Here is a 24,977-nt window from a genome sequence, read left to right as displayed (position 1 = left end):
GGACGACCGCGCCCAGGGCGCCGGCGTCCGGAGACAGGCAAGGGCGGCGGAGGCGGCGTCAGTGACGCGCCATCGCCGGCGGCCCTCTCCTGCTGATCGTGCCGGGGACGGTCCTGCCTGAGCGCGGGGGCGGACCGGGCGTCGCGGGCCGCCGGAGCGGCGGTTCCACTCCGGCGACCGGCCCCATGGGGAGGAGCAGCCGTGGCACGGGGGTGGCGTACAGGCGGATCATCAACCACAACGCGCACTCACCGCGATGCAGCCACCACGCCGTCAGCACCGCCACCGTGAGGTGGACCAGCACCATCCCGGAGGCCGGATGCCCGTGCGCGGGCCCGGCCCCCTCGCCGGGGGCCAGGCGCTCGAAGAGCTGGTGCAACACCGTCTGGGTGCTCACGGTCGCGGCCAGCACGGCCATGAGGCCGCGCTCCCGCCCGTCGATCAGGTACGCCAGCCCGAACGCGGCCAGCACCCCGGCCAGAAAGACCGGGAAGGGCACCAGCCCGCCGCCCGCCAGCGCGTGCCCACCGGCCGAAACCGCGCCGCAGACCGTCGCGAACACGACGGCCCTTGACAGACGCAGCACCGATGAGGCAGCGGACACAGCAGACATCTTTCCACACAGTTCGCGGGCTTCCGGAGGTTCGGAACGCGTGTGTGGGGGCAGCGGACTCTGATGGACATCGTCATGAGCACTGGCGAGGACCTTGAGCAGCTGGTCCGCCGGGAGCTGACGAACGCCGGCTTCATCATCGAGCCGACGCCCATGTCCGCCGACGGCGGGCTGGGCGTGTGGCACGATCCCACGCGCGGGGTGGTCATCACCTGGGGCGCCTCGGCCGAGCGGCTGGTCAAATACTCGACCATCCGCGACGCGGTCCAGCTCGCGCTCCGCACGATCCTGGCCGACGCCGGGCATCAGGTCAGGGAGGACTTCAACGGCTTGGAACTGGTCGTCACGTCCTGACCTGGCGCAGCGGCCGGCCCACCTCGTGCAGGTGGCGCAGCGCCTGCCCCCATGACTCCAGCAGGCCGCATTCGACGTAGTCGACGCCGAGCGAGGCGCAGTAGTCCCGCACGATGGGCTGTGCCCTGCGCAGGTTCGCGGTGGGCATGCTGGGGAACAGGTGGTGCTCGATCTGGAAGTTCAGGCCGCCGAGCGCGGTGTTGACGAAGTGCCCGCCGCGCACGTTGCGGGAGGTCAGGACCTGGCGGCGCAGGTAGTCCAGCTCGTCCTCGGAGGTCAGCACGGGCATGCCCTTGTGGTTCGGGGCGAAGGTGCAGCCGAGGTAGATGCCGTAGCAGGCCTGGTGCACGACGAGGAACAGCAGCGCCTTGGGCAGCGGCAGCACCAGGAACACCGCCCCCATATACGCCAGCACGTGCGCCGACAGCAGCAGGCCCTCGGTCTTCCTGCCCTTGAGCGACGTCCTGCGCAGCGCCCGGAAGCTGGACACCTTCAGGTTCAGCCCTTCGAGCGTGAGCATGGGGAAGAACAGGAACGCCTGCCAGCGCCCGATGAAGCGGGGAATCCCCCGGCTGACCTCGACCTGCCGCTCCGACCAGAGCAGGACGTCGGGAGCGACGTCAGGGTCGTGCTCCTCGTGGTTGGGGTTGGCGTGGTGACGGGTGTGCTTGTCCATCCACCAGCCGTAGCTGAGCCCGACGGCCAGGTTGCCCGCGAACAGCCCGGCGATCCTGCTGGTGCGCCGCGACCGGAAGATCTGCCCGTGCGCCAGGTCGTGGGCCAGCAGCGTGACCTGCGCGAAGGCCACCGCCAGCAGCACCGCGACAGGCAGTTGCCACCAGGAGTCCCCGATGGCGGCGAACAACGCCCAGGTGCCCGCGAACAGGGCGGCCACCAGGCCGATCCTGACGACGTAGTAGCCGGGCCGCTTGTCGAGCAGCCCCTCCTGGGCGATGCGCCGCGACAGCTTCGCGAAGTCACTCCCCCGCTGTACCGAGGCCGGGTGGGAGGTCTCTGCCACAGTCACATTCGTCTCCGATGCCGAGGGGCGAATTTCCTACGCTCATCAGCATCGCGAGAATCGGCCGTCGCCCGGACCCCCGCTGTCACCCGGCTTCTTGGTAGTGCCAGCCCCACCCCCCCGTGGACGCCCCCGCCGCCTGGTGATCGGGCCGCCATCGCACTCAGCGTGGCACTGGAGGACCTCACCTGGTGGGGAATGGCGGGCGGCGGGGGCGCCGGCTCAGGTCCGTTCGGCGGCGGTCTCCCCGTAGACGTGCAGGTCGGGGCGGAAGGCGGCCAGGTACGCCGCCCGGTCGCGGAAGCTCGAGGCCAGCGCGTCGCCGTAGTCGATGAGCTGGCGGTGGACGTCCTTGCGGGGCTCGTAGCGGGCCTGGAGCAGCCGGTCCAGCAGTCCGGGGTCGCCATCGGCGGCGCAGATGACGTCGGCCAGGATCTCGGCGTCGTGCATCGTGTAGCTCATGCCCATGCCGGTCATCGGGTGGCAGGCGAACGCGGCCGAGCCGAGCAGCGCGGCGTTCCCCTTGTGGTAGGCCTCCACCCGCAGCGAGGAGACCTTGATCCGCTGCCAGGTGGCGCCCTGCAGGGAGTTGAAGGCGTCGGAGCTGTCGGTGACGAACTTCTTCAGCTCGTCGATCAGCGTCGGGATGCCGTCCTGGAAGACCTCCCTGTCGTCCTCGGGGGGCAGGCCGACGAACACCCTGGCCTGGTCCCTGTTGATCGGGTAGAGGTAGGTGAGCCAGCCGTCGGAGCTGAAGTAGAGCCGGTTGAGCCGGGCGATGCTGGCGCTCAGCGGCACGGTGGCCACCCGCATGAGCAGCCTTTCGTACGGCATGGTGCGTTGTTCGATGCCGAGTGCCTGGCGGATCGCCGACTTGGTGCCGTCGGCGCCGATGACGACGCCGGCCTTCAGCCGCCGCCCGTCGGAGAGCGTCAGCTCCTCCACCTGTCCATCTGCTTCCCCGTCCCCCATGGCGATGTCGGCGATGCTGGCGTCGAACCAGAACTCGACGCCCTCCATCCCGCAGGAGGTGTAGATGAGCTCGACCAGTTCCCGGTAGGGACGGATGACGAAGCCGCCGTCGGGGAAGCGGCATTCCTGGATGGGGTCGCCGTCGTGGTAGTAGCGGATGGTGTCGCGCCTGAGGCCATGGCGTCCGACGAGGTCCGCCAGTCCGTGACGGGCCAGCACCCGCAGCCCAGGGGGCTTGAGGAAGTCGGCGCCCGCACTGGGGACTGACGCTCCCTGCTCGATGACGACGACGTGACGGCCGCGGCGGCCCAGGAGTAAGGCCAGGAAACATCCGCCGAGCCCGGCGCCGACGATGGCTACGTCGCAGGATGTGGTTGCCATGACGAGAGCCCTTTCGAAAGGTTGAACTAGTTCGTAGGCCCGCGGGTGCCGGCGAGCGGACCGGGTTCGGCCGCCCGCTGCCGCGGGATGTGGTCCGTGGGGGGTGTGCGGGTCTCGACTGGCAGCAGCGCGTCGGCCTCGGCTGCCACGGTGGCGAGGGTCATGCGCAGCTCGAGCAGCATCCGGCGCGGTACTTTGATCATCACGTCACCCGGGTCCGGCCGTAGCCGGGTGATCTTGGTCAGGGCCAGTGCTCCGATCAGCACCGAGATGGCCACGCACATCGCGAGCGCTCCGGCCAGGCCCGCGAAGGGCCCGGTCATGAACGGGTGGTCGATCACGACCGACACGACGGCGACGCCGACCGCCCCGCCGACCATGCGGGCCATGGTGGCCGCGCCGACGGCGGAGGCGTACTGGTGGGGGCGGGCGGCCAGGGTGGTGGCGACGGAGGTGCCGGGAGCGAGCGCGCCGACCCCGACTCCGACCACGACACTGGCGATCAGGCCCCACACGGTGGGTCCCGCTTGGGTGAGGACGAGCACGCAGGCGCCGCCGCAGAGCAGGGAGCCGGCGTAGATGAGGCCGTACGCGCCGACCCGCTTCACGATGCGCCCGGCCAGGAAGCTCGTGACGACGACGGCCACCGACGTGGGGGTCAGCCACATCGCCACTTCGAGCATGGGGTAGCCGAGGTGCAGCAGATACAGCGGCTGCACGGTCAGCAGCCCGTACGACAGCGCGCCGAAGCCCCAGGTGGCCAGCCAGCCCCAGACGAATCTGGGCCGCCGCCACAGGGCCAGGTCGATGGCCGGCAGGCGGTGGTGCCTGGCCTGCGCGAGCGCGCCGCCCAGCAGGGCCAGCGCCGCCAGGGCCAGCCACACCACGTCCATGCCCCAGGCCATGGCCTTGGAGATGGCCAGCACGATCACCGCGATCCCGGCGGCCAGCAGCCAGGCGCCGAGCACGTCCGGCACGCCCTTGGCGGGGGCGCGCTTGCCCGAGGGCAGCCCGACACAGGCGATCAGCAGCGCTATCCCGATGACCACGTCGGGGACGAACAGCGAGCGCCAGCCGACGGTGGCGGCCAGCCAGCCGCCGCCCGCCTGCATGAGCAGGCAGCCGAGCCCGGAGGCGGAGCTCCACATCGCGATGGCGCCGCGCCGCTGCGACTCCGGCAACTCCCCGAGCAGCAGCCCGAGGCTGGCCGGGATCATCGCCGCGGCACCCGCGCCCTGGACCGCGCGTGCGGCCAGCACGTACGACCAGGGTTCGACGGTGACGGTGGCGATGCCGCCGAGCACGAACACCACGAGCCCGACCGCCAGCACGCGGCGGCGGCCGAACAGGTCGGCCCAGCGGCCCGCGGTGGCCAGCAGGGCCGCGATGGGGATGAACGCCGCGCTGGTCAGCCAGACCAGGTCACCCAGCGGCATGCCGGCGCCGGCGGGCGTGTAGCGCATCACTCCCACTGCCAGGGTGGTGGCCGTGGTGTCGGCCATCACCGTCAACATGACACCGGCACCGACCAGGCGCAGCATCACTCCGTGACGCCGGCCCGCGCCGGTCGTCCTGACGACCGCTGGTGACGAACGCACGTGGTCCCTCCAAGTAAAGCGTCGGTCCGTTCCCGCCCCGGGCACGCTCCGGCTGTGCGCGCGGCGGTGGTCGAGGGGTTCAGGCGCCGTACCGGCCGGGCGAGAGCAGGCCGTCCGGGTCGAGCGCCGTCTTGAGCCGGTGCAACATGCCGAGGCCGGCGGTGCTGGTCTCCGACCAGACGTCGGCGGCGGCGTGATCGATGTCGGATCGGTAGATGGCGCAGCCGTTCCCGCGCAGCAGGCAGTTGCCGTCGTTGCGGAGCTGGTGCGCGCGGTGGGCCGCGTCGGGTGTGCCGCGGTCGAAGAAGATCTGGATGACGCCGTTGGCCAGGTGCTTGCCGACGAGGTTCCACTCGACCATCAGGGCGGTGCTGTGGGCGTCCACGGCCGTCTGGAGGGCGGCCAGGAGCTGGTCGGTCTTGCGGGCGTGCATCGGCATCAGCGGCAGCAGCGCCAGGAACCCCATCGCGCCCTCGTCGATCTGGGCGCAGGAGGTCACGCCGAGCGCGTTGTGCACGCCGCGGCAGGTGGGGATGCCCTGCGCCATGAGCGCCCTGGAGTAGAGCGGGTCGTCGGGGCCGACCTCGGCCGCGTCCATCACGCGCAGCGCCTCGGCGCCCTCGACCTCGATGAGGGCCTTGCGCAGCAGTTCCTCGGCCAGTTCCACGGTGGCGTCGCTGCCCATGAGCGGGCCGAGGATGGTGAACAGGCTCGGGTCGACGCCGGCCGGCAACATCCAGTCCCCACCGCTGGGGGCCAGTGAAAGCTCGCGTACGCGCAGCAGCCCGTCGGCCGGGTTGCCGCCGCGCAGGAAGCCGCTGACCGCGCCGAGCGCCACGCCGACCTGGTCGCGCGGCATCCGGCCGTGCACGAGCCCGATGGTCTGCGGCCGCGGCACCAGCGACACCGCCATGGCGGTGACGATGCCCAGGTTGTGCTGGACGAACGCGGGCGTCAGGTCGGGTCCGGCGACCCGGCCGTGGTAGCGGCCCGCCGGGTCGAGCCCGCCGGTGGTGACCACGCTGCCGTCGGCCAGCACGGCTTCGAGCCCGGCCAGGTCGTGGACGCGGGAGCGGATGCAGCCGTCGCCGCGGTCGAGGGCGTTGCCGACCACGGAGGTGTCGGCGCACGAGGCGGTGACGTTGAGCATCCACGGGGTGTCCCGCAGCACGGCGGCGAGCTGGCGCTGGGTGACGCCCGGCTCGATGACGGCGAACCCGGCCTCCAGGTCGAGGCTGCGTACGCGGTTCATGCCGCCGAGGTCGACGACCAGGTTGTCGTCGGTGATCGGCATGGCCGAGCCCATGCCCCAGTTCCTGCCGGTGCTGATCGGGTACAGGCGGAGCTTGGCGGCCATGGCCTGCCGTACGAGTGCGCGTACCTCGTCGAGGGTGCGCGGCGTTTCGATGCCCGCCACGGTGCGCGGCTGGTGGCCCCCGACATCACGCGACCTCAGCTCCGGTCGCGATAGGTCCTGCATGGCTCTCCTCATTCGGTGCGATTCGCTCTTCCGGCTCCGTCGGTCAGGGGAGCCGCTGGGGGGACACGTCACACGGTGTGCTGGAGCAGGTCGTCGATGGAGCCGATGGCCTGGTTGGACATCTCCCTGATGCCGAGCAGCCGCTGCTCGACGAACTCGTCGGCCTCCTCCGGCTCCGCGAGCGGGGCCGTGCCGGGGAAGTCGAGCGTGCCGCGCGGCGCGGTCTGCGCGGGGACGTCGTGAATGCCGTACGGGTGGCGCCGGGCCTGCCCGGAGTGGGAGTCGGTGCGCTCGTGCCTGGAGCGGGCGGGCAGGTGCGGGGGGGTTCGCATGACGGGAGCTCTCCTACCGGATTCGGATGGGGTTTTCCGGGCGACCGCTCGCCGTTGAGCGGATCGAGATCAGCGCGCGCCCTCCTCTAGGTCGCGGTGCGCGACCCGGGGAGTGACGGCCGCGGGGGTCGCCCGCGGCACGCCGTGGTTGATGACGCTCGCGGCGATGCGGCGCTCCGCCAGCCCCATGTGGGGGCGGCCGGCACCGGCGGGGCTCGGCCGTGCGGCGGCCGAACCTCGGATCATGGAACTGGCGTGCACCCATCGGCGCGACTCCGCCAGGACCTCGCGCCGTGCGCGGGCGAGGTCCGCGTGCCGCGCGTAGTGCTCGCAGACGGCCCGGGCCAGCACTCGAGCCATGACGAGGTGTTCTTCGCAGGCCCTGGCGACCTTCGCCTCCAGGCCGGCGACCTGGGCGAGGAGCAGTTGCAGGTGCGGCAGGGCCGAGCCGCGCTCGAAGCCGGCGAGCTCGGCCAGCCGCTCGGGCCAGCGCAGCCGCCGCTCGATCGAGGCGCACACGTCCGCCACCAGTTTCGCGGCGGACCCGTCGTCCGGCTCGCGGCCGTCGAGCTGCACCGCCCGCTGGGCGGTCGGCTCGAAGTCCGTGAGCCTGCGCAGCCCGCTCTGCAGCAGGCGTACGCGGTTGTGCAGGCACGCGGCGCTCCAGCCCAGCACCAGCAGGCGGTCGGTGTCCGCCTCGCAGTGCCAGCCGACCAGCGCCACCTCGCGGGCCATGCGGTGGTGGATCACCCAAGACTCCGGCTCGGCCACCGGCACCGGGGTGTCGATCCACACTTGCAGGCCGCCGGGAGGCAACTCGGCGACGCCGATGTCCATGCCGCCGGGCGCGACCCTGGTGCAGATCCGCTGAACGACCCGCTGTTGCGCGGCTGTCTCCGGTGCCATGGGCACCGGTCCTGGCAGCACGCGCTCCGGGGCCACTCTCGCCCTCGGTTCGATGCTCATCTGGGCCACCTCCCGACCCGCGAGGTCTGTCGGTTCGTAAATTGACACTTAATAGTGCCGGTCCGATCGTCGTAAGACGGGGGATTTCTGTCAACTGTCACTTTACGCATCTAGCATGATTGCCAGGCGGCCACGGCGGGCAGGGCCGTGAACCCGCGACTTCCCGCAGGTAAATACCGTGTTACGGACAGTCGATGATCTAAAGTCCGAACGGTGCGGCGGATGGTGGACGACAGCCGAGGAGCGAGCCCGTGCACGTGCACAGAGCCGTGGTCGCGGCCATGTCGGTGGCCGCGGGACTGCCTTCGCCCCCCGGTCCGGCGCAGGCCGGCGCCGGTTACTGCGTGTTGCCGGATCACTCCCAGCAGTCCACGCGGAACGGGGCTTACCTGATCGATACTGCTTCCTCACTAGACTGGATTCATCCCAATCCGCCGCCCGTTTCGCGGGAGCCGACGCCCTCGGAGCGCCTCGACTTTGCCGGGTTCCCGAACGTGTCGGCGCTCGACGTGAGCGGCCCCGCACAGAAGGTGATCGTCACTTTCACCACGAACGTCGACAAGGTGGTCACCCTCACCAACGAAGAGGCGGTCTCGGAGGACGGCGGGCTCACCTTCGGCCCCTCGGGCGCGACGCCACTGCGTGAGTCCCCGATCGAGCTGCTCGACGGCCGCTTCTTCGCCACGGAGTACTACCCGGCCAGGACCGGGCCGCACACGGCGACGCTCGGGGTGCTCCTCTCCTCGGCGCTGGAGGACGGGGAGAGCTGGCTGCGCTCGGTGGCGACCCTGTTCACCCCCGGCGATCTGCTGCCCGGCGGGGCCGCGCACGGGGCGCCGGTCCAGCTCGCCGACGGGACGATCCTGATCACGGTGTACGCGCGCTACGCCGGGACGGGGGCGTACCAGGCCGAGGTGTACGCCAGCGCCGACGGCGGCGTCACCTTCGAGCGGCGCGGAGTGATCGCCGAGCCCGAGCCCGGGTTCGCCTACAACGAGAGCGCGATCGCGCAGGCGATGGACGGCACCCTGGTGGCGGTGGTGCGGCGCGACGGAGGGCAGTACTCGACGCTGCACCAGAGCCGCTCGGCCGACGGCGGGCGCACCTGGTCGCCGGTGCGCGAGCTGCGCTTCGCGGGGCAGGACTGCGTGGTGCGCGGGGTGGCGCCGCGGCTGCTGCTGACCCCGGGCGGGGCGCTCGTGCTGAGCTCGGGGCGGCCCGACAACTGGCTGACCGTCTCGCCCGACGGGCTCGGGGAGGAGTGGCTGGAGCCGCGGGTGACCTACCACAACCGCGACGGCGTGTGGGACACGCACGGCTCGTCCGGCTACACGGGCCTGGCCGCCGTCGGGGCGCACCGGCTGATCCAGGTGTTCGACAACTGCAAGCTGCCGGGGGTGCGGCCGGACGGGATGCTCGACGAGACGGCGTGCCCGGCGCACGGGCGGTTCGCGAACGGCGGCTGGTACGCGGTCAAGCGCCTGCTGTTCGACGTCGCCACCCCCGGCACCCGGCTGGAGCCCGCCCGCACCTCCACCACGATGCGGTGGTCGAGCCGATACCGGCCCAGGACCGGCCCGGATGGCGCCCAGGACGGCAGCACCGGCTACTGGTCGAGCGCCGTCGCCAAGGGCCGGGGCCGCTACGTGCTGCACCTGGGCCGGGCGCACCCGCTCAGCCGGATCGGGCTCAGCCTGCGCCCCGGCCATCCGGCGGGGGCGCGGGTGTACCTCTCCATGGACGGGCGTTCCTGGGGTGAGCCGGTGCTCACGATCAAGGACAGGACCGACCACGCCCTGCGCTACGACCCCATCGGCCGCACCGCCAGGCACGTCAAGATCGTGGTCGATCCCTCGGCGGACTGCGAGCGGGAAATCGGCCGCAGATGCAGCATGCTGAACGAGGTCGAGCTCTATTCCTGAATCCCCGGCGACTGGAAACGATAAAGTTTTCCGCCGGTCGGGGACTACGGTCAGATCCGGGAAATCGGCAGGCGCCCGCAGGGGCCGTGCGGACGGTCCCCGCGGGCGCCTCTCCTTTGCGGCGCGGGCGTCACCGCCCGGGCGGCATCTCCTCGCCGCGGCCGAACTTCCTGTCCTCGTCGCCGGCCGCGCTCTCCTCGTCGATCTCCACCCGCTCCTTGCGGACCTGGCCTTCGACGGTCTCCTCGTGCTGCACGGCCTGCTTGTGTACGTGGACGCGCTCGACGGGCTTGGTCTCCTTGCCGACGACCGCACGCTCCTCGTGCAGGATCATCTGCCGCTCTTCCTCGCCTATCTCGTGCGCTCCTGTCATGTCGCCGTCACGGATCGGCTCGCGCTCGATGACGACTTCCTCGTGCGAGAGCGGGACGCTTTCCCGTACGCTCTCGGTCTCGACGTACTTGTGCAGGCGTACGCGGCCGGTCTCCCTGCTCTCCTTTCCGATGTGGAGCTGCTCCTCCGACCGGGTCATGTCGATGTCACCCTCGTCGGCGAGCCCACCGCGCGCGTCCCCGGCCAGGCCGGCCCGCTGTCCCGGCCGTCCCTCCGTCACCGGGCCCCGCGTACGCGTCTCGCCGGCGCGCTGCCGCGGTATGTCCGTCGGCTGCATGCCGTAGTAGCGGTAGAGGTCGGCCTCCTCGTTCAGGGACAGGCGGCCGTCCACGTCGATGTTGGGCGCTTCCTTGATCATCTCCTTGTCGAAGGGGACCCGGATCTCCTCACCCGAGCGGCGGGCGTTGGCCAGAGGCACGAAGGTCTGCTTCATCCCGAAGAACCCCGTGCGTACGGTCACCCACTCCGGCTCGCCCGTACGATCGTTGAGGTAGACCTGCCCCACCTTTCCGATCGACTGTCCGTCCGACCCCACCACATGGCAGTCGAGCAGGTTACGGATCTCTGTTTGCATAGCCACGACGATCCCCCCGTTGCGTTCGTCCTGGTTCAAAAGGGACAAATACCCTAAATCGCCATATCCCCACACACGGGTTGGGAAGGTTTCGCCCTAATTCACGGAACGATCTCTTCACCCCGATGGGGTGCCGGTGGCTCCCTGGGCCTCGTGCACGGCCTTCATGTGCTTGCGCAACGACGGCACCGCCGCGGCGGCCAGCGCCTTGACCGCCTGCGAGGTGCCGCCGGAGATCTCCTTCTTGGTGGCGGCCAGCGCCTGCCTGTGCGCCTTGGCCATGCCGGCCAGGAAGTCCTGGTCGAAGTCCTGGCCCGTCACGTTCTGCAACCGGATCAACTCGTCGCGCTGATCGACGTTCATGGAGGTCGGGAGCTGGACGCCCAGTTGCTGGGCCGTCCGGGTGACCTGGGTGTCGAGTTTGGTGTGGTCCTTGACGAGCATCTGGCCGAGGGACTTGATCTGCTTGGTGGTGCCCTTGCCCTGCGCCAGCCGTCCCGCCTCGACCTCGGCCAGGTTGCCCTGGTGGATGGTCCGCATCCAGGCCCTGTCCTGTTCGGAGGGCTGCGTGTCGGTCCGCTCGGCCACCGCGGCGGTCTTCGGCGCCACGTCATCGGAACAACCCGGCAGGACTGCCAGGGCGGCTATGGCCAGGGACAGGGTCAGACTGGTGCGCATGAGGTTTCCTATGACATGGTGACACGATTCCGATACAGAGCGTAACCATCAGGGGAATCGCTCCCCGGCATTCCCGCCGGTACGGGCGCGGCGATGAGGCGGCTACGCGGGCCCGCGATACCCCGGCGGAGGCCCGTCGCCCTCGTATCCGTCCACCGGACGATCGGTGAGGAACGCCCGCAGCGCCTTGAACTGAGCGGTGGCGTCGGCGGCGTAGGTGAGGCGGGAGTTCGGGAGCGCGCGCCGGTAGCCGGCGGCCTCCGACCAGCTCTGGGCGTCGCAGGCGCCCTTCACGATCAGCACGGGCACGCTCACCCCGGCCAGCTCCCGCCGGAGCGCCGCCGGGGCGGACCGCCCGGCCAGCGCGACGTATCCGCCGTAGCCGCCCGGCACGGCCTCGGCACCGGCACGGGCCGCTACGGAGCCCGTGGTCGCGGCGCCCTTGCCACCGGAAGAGGCCGAGTGCGGGCATGACGGTGGGGTGCGGCGGCGGAGCAGGGCGAGGTGGGTGCTCAGCTCCGCCTCGCCCGCGAACGCGTGTGCCGTCGCCGGATCCACCTGCAGCAGGGTGGAGACGGCGAGCGTGCGCGGATCGGGCACCCCGCCTGACCCGGTCAGGAGCGCGGCGACGCCGGGGCGGACCGGGGAGAGGCCGGCCGGGGAGGACAGGACCGCCCTGGCCACCCGGTCCGGATGGTCGGCCAGGTACGCGGCGGCGAGTTGCGCCCCTTGATCCCGGGCGACGAGGTTCAGCCGCTCAGCGTGTACGGCGAGCCGGATCGCCTCCAGATCGGCCACGTCCCTGGCCAGCCCGTACCCCCGGGGATCGGCCAGCCGCGCCGACCGGCCTGCGCCGAGCTGGTCGTAGACGTAGACCTGGAAGCCGTCGGCCGCCAGCCGGCCGTAGAGGGCAGAGTCCCCCGCCAGGTCCCCCACTCCCGGCCCGCCGTGCAGGAACACCACCGGCTCCGGCCGCGTGACCCGCTTGGGCGAGACCCGCACGTACGCCAGCTCCGACCCCGTCGGCAGCCGCCACTCCCGCTGCCCGGCCACCGGGGCGGGGGCGGAAGGGGCGGGCGGCGGGCGGAGGGTGGCCGCGGAGACCTGCCAGACGACCGCCGCCTCCACGCCGAGCACGATCAGGGCCCGTAACCAGCGCCCCCACACCACCCGGGGCCGCGGCACGCACAACAGCAGCCCGAGGAAGAACACCGACGCGAACACCGCCAGCCCCGTCACCGTGAACACCACCGGCCGCGCCCCCACCATCGCGGTCCCGGCCAAGGCGGCCAGCCCCAGGACGGGCGACAGGGCCAGCACCCCGATGCCTGTCACCGCCCGCCCGGCAAGCCTGGCGAAAGAAGCCACGGAGGGGACGTTAGCGCACGCCCCCTCCGGTGGCCGGGGAATCGGGGTCAGGGCAGGGAGCGGCCCAGGCGCAGACGGATGCGGTCGCCCCGCCGTACGGACTCGCGTACCGTCCAGACGCGCTCGTCGATGACCGTGCCCCTGGCCGTCATGTAGCCGCCCAGCCTGAGCACCGGGCGGCCCGTGTCATCGCTCAGCAGTTGCGCCCTGGACTCGGAGTCGTCGCCGAACAGCACGAGGAAGTCGTCCGCGCCGGCCGGGGCGTCGAGGATCAGACCGGGATAGAGATGGGAGTAGGGGATCTCGATAACATGCTCGCTCACGGGTCAACGTCTACCCCCATATCGCGCTTTCAGCTCAAGCCGGGGCGGGATAGCGCTTTCCGGGTGTATGGGGTGAAATGTCAGCAACCCCTGTCTGCAAGCATGTCTACAAGCTGGAGTGTCACGTGCCACTGTTCGACCTGCCCCTCGATCAACTCCGGAGCTACCTCCCCGACCGCGAGGAGCCCGCCGACTTCGACGCCTTCTGGTCGGCCACCCTGGCCGAGGCGCGGGAGTTCGGCCTGGACGCCGAGTACGTCCCCTACGACCTGCCCTTCAGCGGCGTGAACGTCTTCGACGTGTCGTTCGCCGGTTGGGGCGGGCACCGCATCAACGGCTGGTTCCTGGTGCCGCGTGGCGTGGAGGGGCCGGTTCCGTGCGTGGTGCACTACATCGGTTACAGCGGCGGGCGCGGGTTCCCGAAGGATCACCTGATGTGGCCGGCCGCGGGATACGCGGTGTTCGTGATGGAGACGCGCGGCCACGGCGGCGCGAACGTCGGCAGCCCCGGCACCACCGGCGACCCTCACGGCAGCGCGGGCCCGCAGGCGCCCGGCATGATGACCCGCGGCATCCTCGACCCCGCCGACTACTACTACCGGCGGGTGTTCACCGACGCCGTCAGGGCGGTCGACGCGGCGGCGGCGCATCCCGCGGTGGACGCCTCCAGGATCGTGGTGTCGGGCGGCAGCCAGGGCGGCGGGATCGCCCAGGCGGCGGCCGCGCTGCACCCGGAGGTGAAGGCGGCGCTCATCGACGTGCCGTTCCTGTCGCACTTCCGGCGGGCGGTGGAGATCACCGGGCGCGACCCGTACCAGGAGCTGGTGCGGTTTCTCGCGACCCGTCGTGACAGCGCCGAGCAGGTGTTCCGTACGCTGGCGTATTTCGACGGCCTCAACTTCGCGGCCCGTGGCCGGGTGCCCGCGTTGTACTCGGTCGCGCTGATGGACGACATCTGCCCGCCGTCCACGGTGTTCGCCGCCTACAACCACTGGCAGGGCCCCAAGGAGATCACCGTGTGGCCGTGGAACGGGCACGAGGGCGGCGGTGGCTACCAGTCGGAGGAGCAGCTCCGCTACCTGGACAAGCTCCTCGGCGACGGCTGAGAGGTGAGTGGCCGCCGTGCCGGACCCCCGATCGGGTCCGGCACGACGGCGGCCGACTCAGGCGGTCTGCTCGGTGACCAGGAAGGACACGCTCCCCTGGTCATCGGCTCCGGCGTCCAGGGACTTGTCCTCCAGCACGGTCGCCGCCACGGGATCGAGGTAGACCCGCGCCCCCTCGGCCTCCACCACCGCGTCCGCGGGTTCGGGAGCGGTGGCAAGAGTAAGGGTGAGCGAGCTGGCGCCCTCTCCCTGAGACGAGATGCGAATCCCGCTCTGGGAAGGCTCGGGCGCAGCCGCGGTCAGGTCACGAATCGCCTGGGCTGCGTTGGCAGTCAGGGTGAGCACTACGGCTCCTCCTCACAATCGACGTTCAGGAGTTGCCTGCCCTTCCCTCAACAAGAGGGCCTAACCCTTCTTGACTGTTTCTTTGCGAAGTATTCCTGGAAGATCCCGTGGAGAATGGGCCTCATGGACTTCGCTGCGGAGCGGGCGGCCATGGTCGCGGCACTCAGGGTGCGCCAGCCGATCGGCGAGCCCGTGGCGGCGGCCATGCTCGCCGTGCCGCGCCACCTCTTCGTGCCCAGCGTCGCGCCCGAGGAGGCCTACCGCGACCAGCCCATCGTCACCAAGCGCGACGCCGAGGGATGGCCGATCAGCTCCTCCTCGCAGCCGGCGATCATGGCGACCATGCTCGACCAGCTCGGCGTGCGGCCGGGGCACCGGGTGCTGGAGATCGGTGCGGGCACCGGCTACAACGCGGCGCTGCTGGCACACCTCACCGGGCCCGGCGGCCGGGTGGTCAGCGTGGACATCGACGAGGACATCGTCGCGGGGGCCAGGGAGCACTTGGCCGCAGCCGGAGTGGCAGGGGTCGAGGTGATCTGCCTGGACGGCGCCGGAGGCCATCCGGGCCTGGCCCCGTACGACCGGCTGATCGCCACCGTGGGCGTCTGGGACCTCGCGCCCGCCTGGTTGGAGCAACTGAGGGGTGATGGGCGGCTGGTGGCGCCTCTGGACCTGCGCGGGGTGCAGGTGTCGGCGGCCATGGAGCGGGCCGGGGATCACTGGGTCAGCCGGACGGTGACGCCGTGCGGGTTCATGCGGATGCGCGGGCCGTTCGCGGGCACCGAGGTGCTCAAGGAGTTGCGGCGGGATCCCGACCTAGTGATGACGCTGCCGGAGCCGCGCGAGATCGGCGACGTGGCGGCGGCGCTGGACGCCCCGCCCGCCGAGGTCGCGGTCAGGACGGCGGCGGACGCGACGCCGTTCGCGGCCATCATGGGGATGTCGTTGTGGCTGGCGCTGCGCGAACCGCGTCTGTGCACCGTGACGGGCAAGCTGGGGCGCGGCTTCGGCGCCACCGTCGGCCTGGCCGAGGGTGACAGCATCGCCCTGCTCCTCATGGAGGACTCCCTGGTCGCGCACGGGCACGGGCCCGAGGGCGCCGTACTGGCGGAGGAACTGGCCGCGCACGTCGAAGCCTGGGACGAGGCGGGCCGGCCACAGACCGATCACCTGCGCATCGAGGCCTACCAGGGGCCCGTCCCCAGCGGGCCCATGGTCATCGAGAAGCGCCACACCACCCTGGTGCTCGGCTTCGGGTGAACCGGCGCGCTAGCGGTCCTCCTGCCGTGGGGAGCCGGCGTCGTCGGACCCGCAGGAGCCGGCGTTGGCGCCGGCCACCTTCCACTGCGATCCCGGGAACGGGCTCATGAAGTGCGTCAGCAGGTCCACCGCGTAATCCGGCACCTGGCCCCCTGGGTCCAGGAAGGAGACCATCTGAGGCCCGTCGGCGCCGCGCAGCGTGATCGAGTTGGTCCCGCCGCCGGCCGCGAAGCCGGGTTTGGCGTCGACGGTCACGCAGGCGATGCTCATCCCGGCCGCCTTGACCTCCTGTGCGGCCCCGATGCGCCGCATCCGCTGGTCGTAGCGGCGTAGCGCGAGCGAGGTGGCGGGCCCGATCCTGACCGACTCGTGGAAGACGTCCTTGCCGATCTCCCTGCTGAGCTTGACGTCCATCCGCACGTCGGGACGGAGGTGCACGCCCTTGGCGGCGATCTTGACGGTGCCGTAGTTTCCCTCGAAGCCGGGGGCGACGTACCCGAGGGCAGGGGGCGCCTTCATGCCGAACGGGACCTTGCCGGGTCTGACCCGCAGCCACGACATGCGCTGGATGGACAGCGAGAGGTCGTCGACGGAGCTCTTCCCGAGCCCGAACTTCCCGCCGACGTGGTAGGTGAGGAACCCGGTCGTGTACGGGACCTCTTTGCTCACCGCGATCCCCTGGGCCGCGACCCCGTCCATCCTGAGCCCGGCCCGCAGCGAGATGCGTCCCGTGGGGACCGGCTTGGAGACCAGGTCGAGCGACTGGTCCGGGTTCATCCGGATCGTGGTGTCGGCGGCCAGGTCCTTGACCGCGAACGACACGTCCCCGAGCCGTCCCGACGGGTCCACCAGGCCGCCCTCCACGCCGAGGTAGCCGTCGAGCGTGTTGACGCCGCCGAGCGCCTTGTACGTCACGGCCGGCACGCTGAGCCCGGCGCCCGAGGCGTCGGCGTCCACGCCGAAGACCGCGGGCACGTCGGAGAAGCGCAGCTCGCCGGTGCCCTTCCCGGCCAGGGTGACCTTGGCGGTGAGCTTCTTGACGGCTGCGGAGTTGGACACGCGGATGCGGGTCTTGGCCCCGTACGTGCCCTGGACGGCCACCGAGGCGGGCACCGGGTCGATGGCGACGTGGCCGCGCAGCCCGGCCGCCTCCGCCCGCACATCGAGGGCGCCGAGCGTGGCGGGCGGGTCGATCTTGTACGCCGCCTGCACCGCGTTGCCCTGCCCCACCGCGAACGGCCCCAGCGAGAGGCTGGTGATCTTGGCGGGCAGCCCGGTCAGGGTGGCCCTGGCCTTGATGGGCACGGGTGACAGGACGCTGCTGGCCAGGTACACGCCGAGGCTGCGCTGCTTGGGGCTGAACCCGGAGAAGGCGAACGTCTTGCCGGTCAGGTCGACCGTCACCTGGTCGGGCAGGCCGCTCACGTCCAGGTATCCCTGCAGGCCGTAGCACCCGCGCTGCGGTGTGCAGAAGGGACCCTGCGCGCATCCCGGCGTCCCGGCGGCGCAGGCGCCGTCCACGAGCGACACGCCGCCCGTCATGGCCGGCGCGGCCCGCATGCGGTCGAGCGCCGCGGTCTTGCCGAGCCAGGCGCGGGCGCGCACGTCCAGGCGGGAGCCGGAGTAGGTGAGCTTGCCGTCGGCCGAGGACACGGCCAGCTTGCCGGGCACGGGGCCGAGCGTGCCGATCATGCCGAACCGGGTGTCGCCCTGGGTGACGTCGGCGTCCACGGCGAGGATCTGCTTGGCCGAGCGGAAGTCGGCGTTGAACCCCTGGGCCGCCGGGGTGAACTCGACCCGCGACAGCCCGTTGACCAGCACGCTGGCGTCCAGGTCGCCGGTGGCCTGGTTGTAGTGCGCGGCCAGGTGCGGCCCGCTGGGCGCCTTGGCGCCGTCGTGGTTGGTGAAGGCCAGCGCGGCCGACCCCACCTTCCCCGACAGGCCACGGAAGCGGTACGAGGTGGCGTTCCACGAGGCGTCGAACCTGGCCGGGACGCGGGTGACCTGCGCGGCGGCCCTGACGTACCGGTCGCCCAGCTTGGTCCTGGCCAGCGCCGTCACCTTGTCGACCGGCCCGTCGGAGGTCCAGGTCAGTGTCCTGGCCTTGGTGTCGGCGACCAGTTCCGCCCGCTTGCGCACGCCTTCGACGGTGGCGGTGATGTCCTCGCCACCGGCCTTGGTGACGTGCGCTTTATTGGCATAAATCCGCACCTGCTGGAGCTTCGAGGAGGTGGCGACCTTGACCGTCGAACGCTCGCCCAGCTCCCACGACGCCTTCACGTCGTCGTGCACCCCGAGGACGGTGCCGTCGATGGTGGGGCCCGACCTGAGGTTGGCGTAGGCGGCGCGGAACTTCTCGATCACGCCGCTGGCCTGGTAGACGGCCTTCCTGGCGGCCGGGTCGAGCGTCACGTCCACCTTGGCCGGCGTGTTGGAGATCTCCAGGCGGGCCACGTGGGTGCCGTCGATGCTGGCCGCGCCCACGAACGAGCGGCTGCTGGAGTCCACCTCCAGGTGGGCGTGCGGCGCGGCCCCGTAGGTGACGTCGAACCCGGACAACCCCGACAGCAGCCCCGACACCCCGACGGCGGCGCCGTCCTTGATCATCGTGACGTGGCCGCCGCGCGGGGTGGAGATGGCGCCCCCGTTGCGCTGCAGCACCACGGCGAACTTGCCGATGGAGGAGCTGGTCGAATGGGTGATGCGGTGCGTGACCAGGTCGTTGACCAGGCGCACTTTGGCGGGCAGCTCGCTCAGCTCCGCCTTGAGCACGGTCTTGGCGGCGGCCTTGTCGTAGTACAGCAGGCTCGCGGCTCCGGCGTGCGACCTGCCGGAACCGGCGGCGACGGAGAGGGTCTGCTTGTTCTTCCCCGCGGTGTAACGGGCGATGAAGGACGGCGGCACGTGCTGGAGCTCGGCCTGGGTGACCCGTACCAGGCGTCCGTTGCGGTAGTCGAAGTCGTCCACGCGGGCGCGGGCGATGGAGGCTGGGCTGGAGAAGCGGATCTCGCCGTTCGACAGGCGCACCTGGGCGCGGGAGGGCATGCGGTCCAGTACGGCCTGGGTGAAGCGGCCGCCGGTCACGGCCAGCGCCTCCAGCTTGGCGGGCCCGGAGGCGGAGACGTCCATCGTGGGCGTGTCGAGGGTGGCGTTCACGGTGAGCTTCTCGGTGGCCGGGGTCTGGCGCAGGCTCACCGCGCTGCGCCCGGTCAGCGCGGCGACCATGGCCGCCGACGCCCCCGGCTCCTTGCGTTCGACGACGGCCTTGACCCGTTTGCCGGCCGTGTCCATGGTGAACGTGCCGGTGTCGGAGGCCGACAACGACGTTCCGCGGCGCAGCCCGTCGAACCCGACCGAGGCCTTGCCGTCGTACTCCGCCCAGACCTGCGCCTTGAGGTTCTCACCCCCGCCGATCCGCCTGACGGAGAACCTGACCCCGACAGAGCCCTCGCCGGGGTTCAGGGTGGGCAGCAGGTCGGCGGCCAGGTCGGGCCTGGAGTCGCCGGTCACGTCGGCCGCCACCGGCACGCCGACCGGCTGCCGGATCGAGCAGGAGACCCGCACCTCGGCGCTCTCGACGCAGAGCCGGTAGGTCAGCCCGGGCACGGCCTGCCCGAGCCCCTCGAACGTCTTGACGATCGCGGCCAGCGGCTTGCTCAGGTTCAGCGTCTCGGCCTGGGTCGTGTCAGGCAGCACCGCGTCCGCGCGGGGCGCCTGTCTGCCGAGGCCCTGCTTGTCCTGGATGGCGGCGGCGTCCGTGACGACCCCGTTGACCAGCCCTGGTCCAGCCGGTGTGGTCACCTCGGGCGCGCTCGGGCCGACCGGTTCCTCCCCGGCGGGCTGGAGGGCGATCGAGGGCCGCTGCGGGACGTTCACGACGGCCGCGGGCGGCTCCTGGACGGCGGGCACAGGCTGAACCTTGGTGGTTCTCACTGGTGCCTGTGCCGGGACTGCCTGCGCGGCGGCGGGCAGGGCCACGAGGACCGTACCCGCGATGGACGTCGAAACGAGCACGCGCAGGAGGGCGTGCGGCATGTAGCGTTCTCCCCCGGACCTGTCTAATTCATCCCATCAGAAACATAAGTCACGAGACGACCATAGTTCCTCACTGGGAGTCAAACGGCATCCGACGTGGGGCTCCAATTTTCTGCCGGACGCGCGCCGGGCAGGGGGAGTCATCGCCGGCAGGCACGCTGGTTCAGGCGTCGACGACCCGGACGACGATCTTGCCTCGTACGCCGCCCGCCTCCAGTGCCCGGTGCGCCCCGGCGATGTCCGACAGCGGGAACACCTTGTCCACCACCGGCCGGATGGCGCCCGTGTCCACGTACCCGGCGAGGTCGCCGAAGAGCCGGTGGGTGGGGTTGCCGCTGAAGAAGCGCACGCGCCGGGGGCCGAAGACGGCGGAGGCCGCGATGTAGGCCAGGGACGGCACGGGACGGCGCACGTCGAAGGCGATCGCCACCATGCGGCCGCGCGGCGTCAGGAGGCGCCGGTAGGCGGGGTGCTCGGTGCCGGCGGTGTCGAGGACCACGTCGAAGCGGCCCAGGTCCGCCGGGCCCGTGGTGGCGTAGTCGTGGGCCTCGTGCGCGCCCAGGTCGCGGACGAAGTCCAGGTTCCCCGCCCCGGCCAGGGCGGTGACGTGGGCGCCGAGCGCCCTGCCGAGCTGGACCGCGATGCTGCCGACACCGCCGGCGGCTCCCCGTACGAGCAGGCGCTCCCCCGCCCTGAGCCGGGCCTTGTCGCGCAGGGCCGTGATCGCCGTCGTGCCCACGGCGAGGGCGGCGGCCTCGACCAGGTCGATCCCGGCCGGGGCGAGGGCCAGGCTCCGGGGCCGGACGACCACGTACTCGGCGGCGCTGCCGAACGTGCGCCCCAGCACCCCCCACACCCGGTCGCCCACCTTGGGACCTGACACGTCCGAGCCGAGGGCGACGACCTCGCCGGCGAAGTCGATGCCCAGGCGCTTCGGGAAACCGCGCTCCGCCAGGTCCGTCACCAGCCGGACCCGCCCCGCCCTGCCGTGCAGCTCGCCGCCGTTCACGCTCACCGCGTGCACGCGCACCAGCACCTCGCCTGGACCGGGGGCCGGCTTGGGCACCGCGCCGACGTACAGCACCTCCGGGGGGCCGTACCGGTCGTAGAGGGCCGCGCGCATCTCGTTCGATGTCTTCATGTCAGTGACGCTAGCGCGCTAAGTGGATGGGGCAGTCCACTTAAGCTAATGTGAGAAACATGCCTGCTCAACCCTCTCGTATAGACGCCGAACCCCTGGAGAGCGAGCCCGCCGCGCTGCGGGCGGACGCGCGGCAGAACCGCGACCGGATCCTCGACGCCGCGCGGGAGGCGTTCGCCACGCGCGGGCTCGACGTGCCGATGGCGGCGATCGCGCGGCGGGCGGGCGTCGGCGTGGCCACGCTCTACCGGCGCTTCCCCTCACGGGAGTCGCTGGTCACGGAGGTCTTCTCCGACCAGATGCAGACGTGCGCGTCGGTCGTGGACGACGCGTTGCTCGACCCGGACCCGTGGCACGCCTTCCGCGTGACGATCGAGAAGGTGTGCGAGATGCAGGTCGCCGACCAGGGGTTCACGGCGGCGTTCCTGACGGCCTTCCCGGACGCGATCGACTACGAGCGCGTGCGGGAGTGCGCCGAGCTCGGGCTCGCCGAGGTGGTGCGGCGGGCCAAGGAGGCCGGGCGGCTGCGCGCCGACTTCGACCTGGCCGACGTGATACTGCTGCTCAAGGCCAACCAGGGCATCGCCGCCGAGCCGGGCGAGGTGGCGCGGGCCGGGTCGCGGCGGCTGGTGGCCTACCTGCTGGAATCCTTCCGCGCCGAGCACGCCGGCCCGCTGCCGCCCGCCCCGCCGCTCAAGCTCGACCACGTGTACGGGCCCGCGGGTGCTATGCGGCGAGGCCCGTCTGATGCAAGGTGAGGGGGAACCCTCAAAGTTGCCAGAGCCCAACCGAGAGGAGCCACCATGCAAGCGAACGTCGGTGACATGCTGGTCGTCCACGGTCACGTCGTCGGCCAGGCCAACAGGAAGGCCGAGATCGTCGAGATCCGGGGCGCGGGAGGTTCGCCCCCCTACCTCGTGCGCTTCGACGACGGCCACGAGCAGCTCGTCTACCCGGGGCCCGACGCCGTGATCGAGCCGTCCGGGCAGTAACAGTCACTCCACCAGCGACCGGAGCGCTCCGGCAATGTCGTCGCCCTCGCCCGCCACGGTCTGTTTGCCGTCCCGGTCGCGGGCGATGGCGACGATCCGGTCCTGCCTGCCGGTGGTCAGGGTGATGGTGTGCCCCTTGCGCAGCAACTCCTCGGCGACCGGGGCGCGCTGCCCGGGCGCGGGCCGGTCGAGCAGCCGCTCGGCCGGGACCAGGGCGGCGACCGGGGTGCGGTGGCGGGTCAGCAGCACGGGGCCCTCGTCGTACGGGCCGGCGACCTGGCGTACGAGGTCGCCCAGCTTGGAGCGGGCCGTGGACAGCGGCACCACGGGCAGGCCGCTCAGCATGCCGGGCACCTCCGACAGCGGCACCAGCGCGGCCCGCTCCCAGCGCTCGCGGGTGATCAGCGTGGTGGTGCCGCTCCTGGCGGCGCGCACGAGGGAGCCCCAGCGGCCGCGCGCGTCCTCCACGCTGACGGCGGCGCCGAAGCGCGCCTCCAGCTCTTCGTACGAAGGCTTGATCATCGGTGAATCGTAAGCCGCCTTACCGAATTTTCGCAAGCCGCCTTACACTTTCGCCGCGGCCTTGATCGCCTCGACGAGCATGTCCAGCTCGGCCTCGAACACCTCCGCGGCGGAGACGGCCCGCAGGTGCCGCTCGGCGGCGTGCAGCCTGGGGTACTCAACCGTGCCCTCGGCCAGGGCCAGCAGGCTCGCGGTGCGGTGCCGGTCCACCGGGTCGCCGTACAGCTCGCGGTGCAGCCTGCCCAGGACGAGGTCGATGAAGATCAGGTAGTGCCTGGCGGCCTGGCGCTCGCCGAGCCCGGCGTCGGCGAGGATCGCGAGGATGGTCTCGACCAGGTTCAGGGCGCCGGGGCCGTGGTTGGCGCGGGTCATCAGCACCTCCACCATGCCCGGGTAGGCGGCGAGCTGCTGTCGCATCGCCTCCGCCAGCACCCGCAGGCGCCTCTCCCAGGGGCCCTCGCCGATGCCCGGCGGGACCACGTCCTGCTCGGCGATCGCGTTCATCACCAGGTCCACCAGGGCGTCCTTGTCGGCCACGTGTCGGTAGATGGCCATCCGGGAGGCGCCGAGGTCGGTGGCCAGGCGGCGGATGGTCAGCGCCTCCAGGCCCTCCTTGCGGGCGATCTCGAGGGCCGCGGCGACGATCTGTGCCTGGCTGAGGCTGCCCCAGGCGCGGCGGCCTGCTGGGGCTGGCTTGGGGTGTTCAGCGGATGGAGCCACGGGAAAACCGTACTGGACCGACTTGCGGACTGCTGTCCACAAGATTTAGGGTGACCTAACTTTGTGGGCTGGGGTCGGGAGGTTCCTGGTGTGGATCGTCGCTGGGCTGACGGCGTTGTGCGTCGCGTTGTGGCGCAGGTTCGGCAAGCCGGATCGTGCGGGCCGTGAGGAGGGAGCCGCGGCAGGCCGGCGGTCCGGGGTCGTGGTGGCGGCGTTGCTGGTGGGCGCGCTGACCGCCAGCCTGTCGCAGACGATCGTGATCGCGGCGCTGCCCGTGCTGGAGGCCGAGCTGGGCGTCTCGACGACGGCGGTGACGTGGGTGCTGACGGCGTTCATGTTGTCCAGCGCCGTGGCCACGCCGATCGCGGGGCGGCTCGGCGACCTGTTCGGCTATCGCCGGGTGCTGGTGGCCTGCCTGGGCTGCTTCACGGCCGGGACGCTGGTGTGCGCGCTGGCGGCCGGCGCCCATTCCCTCGGCTGGCTGGTGGCGGGGCGGGCGCTGCAAGGGGTCGTGGGAGGCGTGTTCCCGTTGGCGTTCGGCGTCGTCAGGACCGCGGTGCCGCCCGCCCGGCTCCCGGGGATCGTCGCCCTGCTCAGCGCCATGTTCGGGATCGGCGGCGCGACCGGGATGGTGGTCGCGGGGCCGGTGGCGGGCGGCGCGGGCACGGCCTGGCTGTTCTGGGGCGCGCTCGTGCTCGCGGTCGCCGCCCTGGCGGGCTCCTCCGTCCTGCCCGCCGGCCGGGAGCGGGTCGCCGGCCCTCGGCTGGACCCGCGGCTGCTGGCCGGGCGCGCGCTCGTCACCACGAACCTGGCCACCTTCGTCATCAGCGCCGCCATGTTCGGCGTCATCTCGCTCGTCCCCCGGTTCGTGCAGACCTCCCCGTCCGCCGGGTACGGGTTCGGCTCCTCCGTCACCGAGGCCGGCCTGATCATGATTCCGGTCGCGCTGGCCATGCTGGCCGCCACGCCGCTGGCGCCCCGGCTGGGCCGGCGGCTGGGCACGCGCACGCCGTTGCAGGCCGGGGCCGTCTGCGCGGCCGTGTCGTTCCTGGCGCTGGCCGCCGCCCACGACCGCCTGTGGCACGTGTACGCGGTCGGCCTGCTGCTCGGGGCCGGGTACGGGCTGGCGTTCGCCTCCATCGGCAACCTGGTCGTCGAGGCCGTGGAGCCGCACCTGACGGGCGTGGCGACCGGGGTGAACACCATCGTGCGCACGCTCGGAGGCGCGGCCGGCGCCCAGATCGCCGCCGCCATCCTGGCCTCCGGCGCGGCTCCCGTACCGGCCGAGCCGGATTACGTCACGGCACTGGTCACCTTCGCCGTCCTCGCCGTCGCCGCACTGGCCGCCGCCACCGCCGTGCCGGCCGCCGCCGCTAGGCTGACCCGGTGAAGGCGGTGGTGCTCGACGCGATGGGCGTCCTCTACCGGCACGGCAACGTCCAGGGCCGGGTGCTGATCCCGTACCTGCGCGACCGCGGGTGCCGGGCGCCCGAGCGGGAGATCCGCGCCGCCTACCACGCGGCCACGCTGGGCCGGATGAGCACCGGCGCGTTCTGGGCGGCGCTCGGGTTGCCCGCGAGCGACGAGGACTACTGCCTGCGGCACACGCTCACCGAAGGCACCCGCGAGGCGCTCGCGAAGCCGGCCGGCGACGGGCTGGGCCTCTCCCCCGCGGAGGTGGTGTTCGTGGACGATCGGCCGGTCGACCTGGCGCCCGCCCGCGCGCTCGGGATGCGGACGATCCTGTTCCGTAGCGACGACACCGGCGCACACCCAGACGGCGGGCGGCCGGACCACGTCGTCGGGAGCATGCCGGGGCTGGTCGCCGCTCTCCGAATGTGAAAACGGGTCGAAAGCGGCGGTGTGGTCGGCTACCGTGCC

General features: G+C 71.8%; 24 protein-coding genes. 8 read left to right on the top strand and 16 right to left on the bottom strand.

Annotation, left to right across the window (positions count from 1 at the left end; translation table 11 throughout):
* Positions 1-58: 58 nt before the first annotated feature.
* Positions 59-604 (bottom strand): hypothetical protein, encoded by a 546-nt coding sequence (locus ACFPZ3_RS38475; RefSeq protein ID WP_379519277.1) that lies wholly within the window; start codon positions 602-604, stop codon positions 59-61.
* An 84-nt stretch (positions 605-688) separates the two neighbouring features.
* On the opposite strand from ACFPZ3_RS38475, the gene ACFPZ3_RS38470 reads away from it, so the two are divergent.
* Positions 689-967: a hypothetical protein gene (locus tag ACFPZ3_RS38470; RefSeq protein ID WP_379519276.1), complete on the top strand. Its 279-nt coding sequence runs from the start codon at positions 689-691 to the stop codon at positions 965-967.
* Here the strand turns inward: ACFPZ3_RS38470 and ACFPZ3_RS38465 are convergent.
* The 6 genes from ACFPZ3_RS38465 to ACFPZ3_RS38440 all read right to left on the bottom strand — a co-directional run bounded on the left by ACFPZ3_RS38465 (position 957) and on the right by ACFPZ3_RS38440 (position 7,717).
* On the bottom strand, positions 957-1,994 hold the full coding sequence (locus tag ACFPZ3_RS38465; protein ID WP_379519275.1) for a fatty acid desaturase family protein: 1,038 nt from the start codon (positions 1,992-1,994) through the stop codon (positions 957-959). The two genes, ACFPZ3_RS38470 and ACFPZ3_RS38465, sit on opposite strands and share 11 nt — an antisense overlap.
* A 216-nt stretch (positions 1,995-2,210) precedes the next feature.
* Positions 2,211-3,341 carry an FAD-dependent monooxygenase gene (locus ACFPZ3_RS38460; RefSeq protein WP_379519274.1) on the bottom strand — a complete coding sequence of 377 codons (1,131 nt, stop codon included), beginning with the start codon at positions 3,339-3,341 and terminating at the stop codon, positions 2,211-2,213.
* Positions 3,342-3,367: 26 nt separating this feature from the next.
* Positions 3,368-4,939, bottom strand: a complete 1,572-nt coding sequence (locus tag ACFPZ3_RS38455; protein WP_379519273.1) for an MFS transporter — start codon at positions 4,937-4,939, stop codon at positions 3,368-3,370.
* Between the two features lie 79 nt (positions 4,940-5,018).
* Positions 5,019-6,419, bottom strand: a complete 1,401-nt coding sequence (locus tag ACFPZ3_RS38450) for an FAD-binding oxidoreductase (RefSeq protein ID WP_379519272.1) — start codon at positions 6,417-6,419, stop codon at positions 5,019-5,021.
* Between the two features lie 68 nt (positions 6,420-6,487).
* The gene (locus ACFPZ3_RS38445; protein ID WP_379519271.1) at positions 6,488-6,751 is read right to left on the bottom strand and encodes a hypothetical protein; all 264 of its coding nucleotides are present in this window, start codon (positions 6,749-6,751) and stop codon (positions 6,488-6,490) included.
* 69 nt (positions 6,752-6,820) lie between these two features.
* On the bottom strand, positions 6,821-7,717 hold the full coding sequence (locus ACFPZ3_RS38440) for a hypothetical protein (protein WP_379519270.1): 897 nt from the start codon (positions 7,715-7,717) through the stop codon (positions 6,821-6,823).
* A 251-nt stretch (positions 7,718-7,968) separates the two neighbouring features.
* On the opposite strand from ACFPZ3_RS38440, the gene ACFPZ3_RS38435 reads away from it, so the two are divergent.
* Positions 7,969-9,639: an exo-alpha-sialidase gene (locus ACFPZ3_RS38435; protein WP_379519269.1), complete on the top strand. Its 1,671-nt coding sequence runs from the start codon at positions 7,969-7,971 to the stop codon at positions 9,637-9,639.
* A gap of 130 nt (positions 9,640-9,769) precedes the next feature.
* Here the strand turns inward: ACFPZ3_RS38435 and ACFPZ3_RS38430 are convergent, their stop codons facing one another.
* The 4 genes from ACFPZ3_RS38430 to ACFPZ3_RS38415 all read right to left on the bottom strand — a co-directional run bounded on the left by ACFPZ3_RS38430 (position 9,770) and on the right by ACFPZ3_RS38415 (position 12,975).
* Complete coding sequence (locus tag ACFPZ3_RS38430; RefSeq protein WP_379519268.1) at positions 9,770-10,606, bottom strand: DUF2382 domain-containing protein; 837 nt, start codon at positions 10,604-10,606, stop codon at positions 9,770-9,772.
* Positions 10,607-10,723: 117 nt separating this feature from the next.
* Positions 10,724-11,284, bottom strand: a complete 561-nt coding sequence (locus tag ACFPZ3_RS38425) for a DUF4142 domain-containing protein (RefSeq protein WP_379519267.1) — start codon at positions 11,282-11,284, stop codon at positions 10,724-10,726.
* A gap of 102 nt (positions 11,285-11,386) precedes the next feature.
* A complete protein-coding gene (locus ACFPZ3_RS38420) occupies positions 11,387-12,652 on the bottom strand; it encodes an alpha/beta fold hydrolase (protein WP_379519266.1) in 1,266 nt (421 codons plus the stop codon).
* 47 nt (positions 12,653-12,699) lie between these two features.
* Positions 12,700-12,975, bottom strand: a complete 276-nt coding sequence (locus tag ACFPZ3_RS38415; RefSeq protein WP_379519265.1) for a hypothetical protein — start codon at positions 12,973-12,975, stop codon at positions 12,700-12,702.
* 125 nt (positions 12,976-13,100) lie between these two features.
* On the opposite strand from ACFPZ3_RS38415, the gene ACFPZ3_RS38410 reads away from it, so the two are divergent.
* A complete protein-coding gene (locus tag ACFPZ3_RS38410) occupies positions 13,101-14,081 on the top strand; it encodes an acetylxylan esterase (RefSeq protein WP_379519264.1) in 981 nt (326 codons plus the stop codon).
* Positions 14,082-14,138: 57 nt separating this feature from the next.
* Here ACFPZ3_RS38410 and ACFPZ3_RS38405 read toward each other — a convergent pair whose 3' ends face one another.
* Positions 14,139-14,426: a HesB/IscA family protein gene (locus ACFPZ3_RS38405; protein ID WP_379519263.1), complete on the bottom strand. Its 288-nt coding sequence runs from the start codon at positions 14,424-14,426 to the stop codon at positions 14,139-14,141.
* 123 nt (positions 14,427-14,549) lie between these two features.
* On the opposite strand from ACFPZ3_RS38405, the gene fxlM reads away from it, so the two are divergent.
* Positions 14,550-15,686, top strand: coding sequence for a methyltransferase, FxLD system (gene fxlM / locus ACFPZ3_RS38400; protein ID WP_379519262.1), 1,137 nt, complete (start codon positions 14,550-14,552; stop codon positions 15,684-15,686).
* A gap of 9 nt (positions 15,687-15,695) precedes the next feature.
* Here the strand turns inward: fxlM and ACFPZ3_RS38395 are convergent, their stop codons facing one another.
* Together ACFPZ3_RS38395 and ACFPZ3_RS38390 are read right to left on the bottom strand one after the other, a co-directional pair.
* Positions 15,696-19,721, bottom strand: coding sequence for a hypothetical protein (locus ACFPZ3_RS38395; RefSeq protein WP_379519261.1), 4,026 nt, complete (start codon positions 19,719-19,721; stop codon positions 15,696-15,698).
* Between the two features lie 163 nt (positions 19,722-19,884).
* Positions 19,885-20,844, bottom strand: a complete 960-nt coding sequence (locus ACFPZ3_RS38390; RefSeq protein ID WP_379519449.1) for an NAD(P)-dependent alcohol dehydrogenase — start codon at positions 20,842-20,844, stop codon at positions 19,885-19,887.
* A 77-nt stretch (positions 20,845-20,921) separates the two neighbouring features.
* Between ACFPZ3_RS38390 and ACFPZ3_RS38385 the strand changes: the two genes are divergently transcribed.
* On the top strand, positions 20,922-21,620 hold the full coding sequence (locus tag ACFPZ3_RS38385) for a TetR/AcrR family transcriptional regulator (protein ID WP_379519260.1): 699 nt from the start codon (positions 20,922-20,924) through the stop codon (positions 21,618-21,620).
* Between the two features lie 45 nt (positions 21,621-21,665).
* A complete protein-coding gene (locus tag ACFPZ3_RS38380) occupies positions 21,666-21,854 on the top strand; it encodes a DUF1918 domain-containing protein (protein ID WP_379519259.1) in 189 nt (62 codons plus the stop codon).
* A gap of 3 nt (positions 21,855-21,857) precedes the next feature.
* Here ACFPZ3_RS38380 and ACFPZ3_RS38375 read toward each other — a convergent pair whose 3' ends face one another.
* Complete coding sequence (locus ACFPZ3_RS38375) at positions 21,858-22,376, bottom strand: type II toxin-antitoxin system prevent-host-death family antitoxin (protein WP_379519258.1); 519 nt, start codon at positions 22,374-22,376, stop codon at positions 21,858-21,860.
* A 42-nt stretch (positions 22,377-22,418) separates the two neighbouring features.
* The gene (locus ACFPZ3_RS38370) at positions 22,419-23,096 is read right to left on the bottom strand and encodes a TetR/AcrR family transcriptional regulator (protein ID WP_379519257.1); all 678 of its coding nucleotides are present in this window, start codon (positions 23,094-23,096) and stop codon (positions 22,419-22,421) included.
* Between the two features lie 88 nt (positions 23,097-23,184).
* Between ACFPZ3_RS38370 and ACFPZ3_RS38365 the strand changes: the two genes are divergently transcribed.
* Both ACFPZ3_RS38365 and ACFPZ3_RS38360 read left to right on the top strand, forming a co-directional pair.
* Entirely contained in the window at positions 23,185-24,486 is a 1,302-nt protein-coding gene (locus ACFPZ3_RS38365) for an MFS transporter (protein WP_379519256.1), read from the top strand.
* The gene (locus tag ACFPZ3_RS38360) at positions 24,483-24,938 is read left to right on the top strand and encodes an HAD family hydrolase (protein ID WP_379519255.1); all 456 of its coding nucleotides are present in this window, start codon (positions 24,483-24,485) and stop codon (positions 24,936-24,938) included. Before ACFPZ3_RS38365 ends, ACFPZ3_RS38360 begins: the two co-directional genes overlap by 4 nt.
* Positions 24,939-24,977 lie beyond the last annotated feature (39 nt).

This window comes from Nonomuraea insulae (assembly GCF_042656245.1).
Note: the sequence above shows the minus strand (reverse complement) of the source record. Positions and strands in the feature narration are given on the sequence as shown.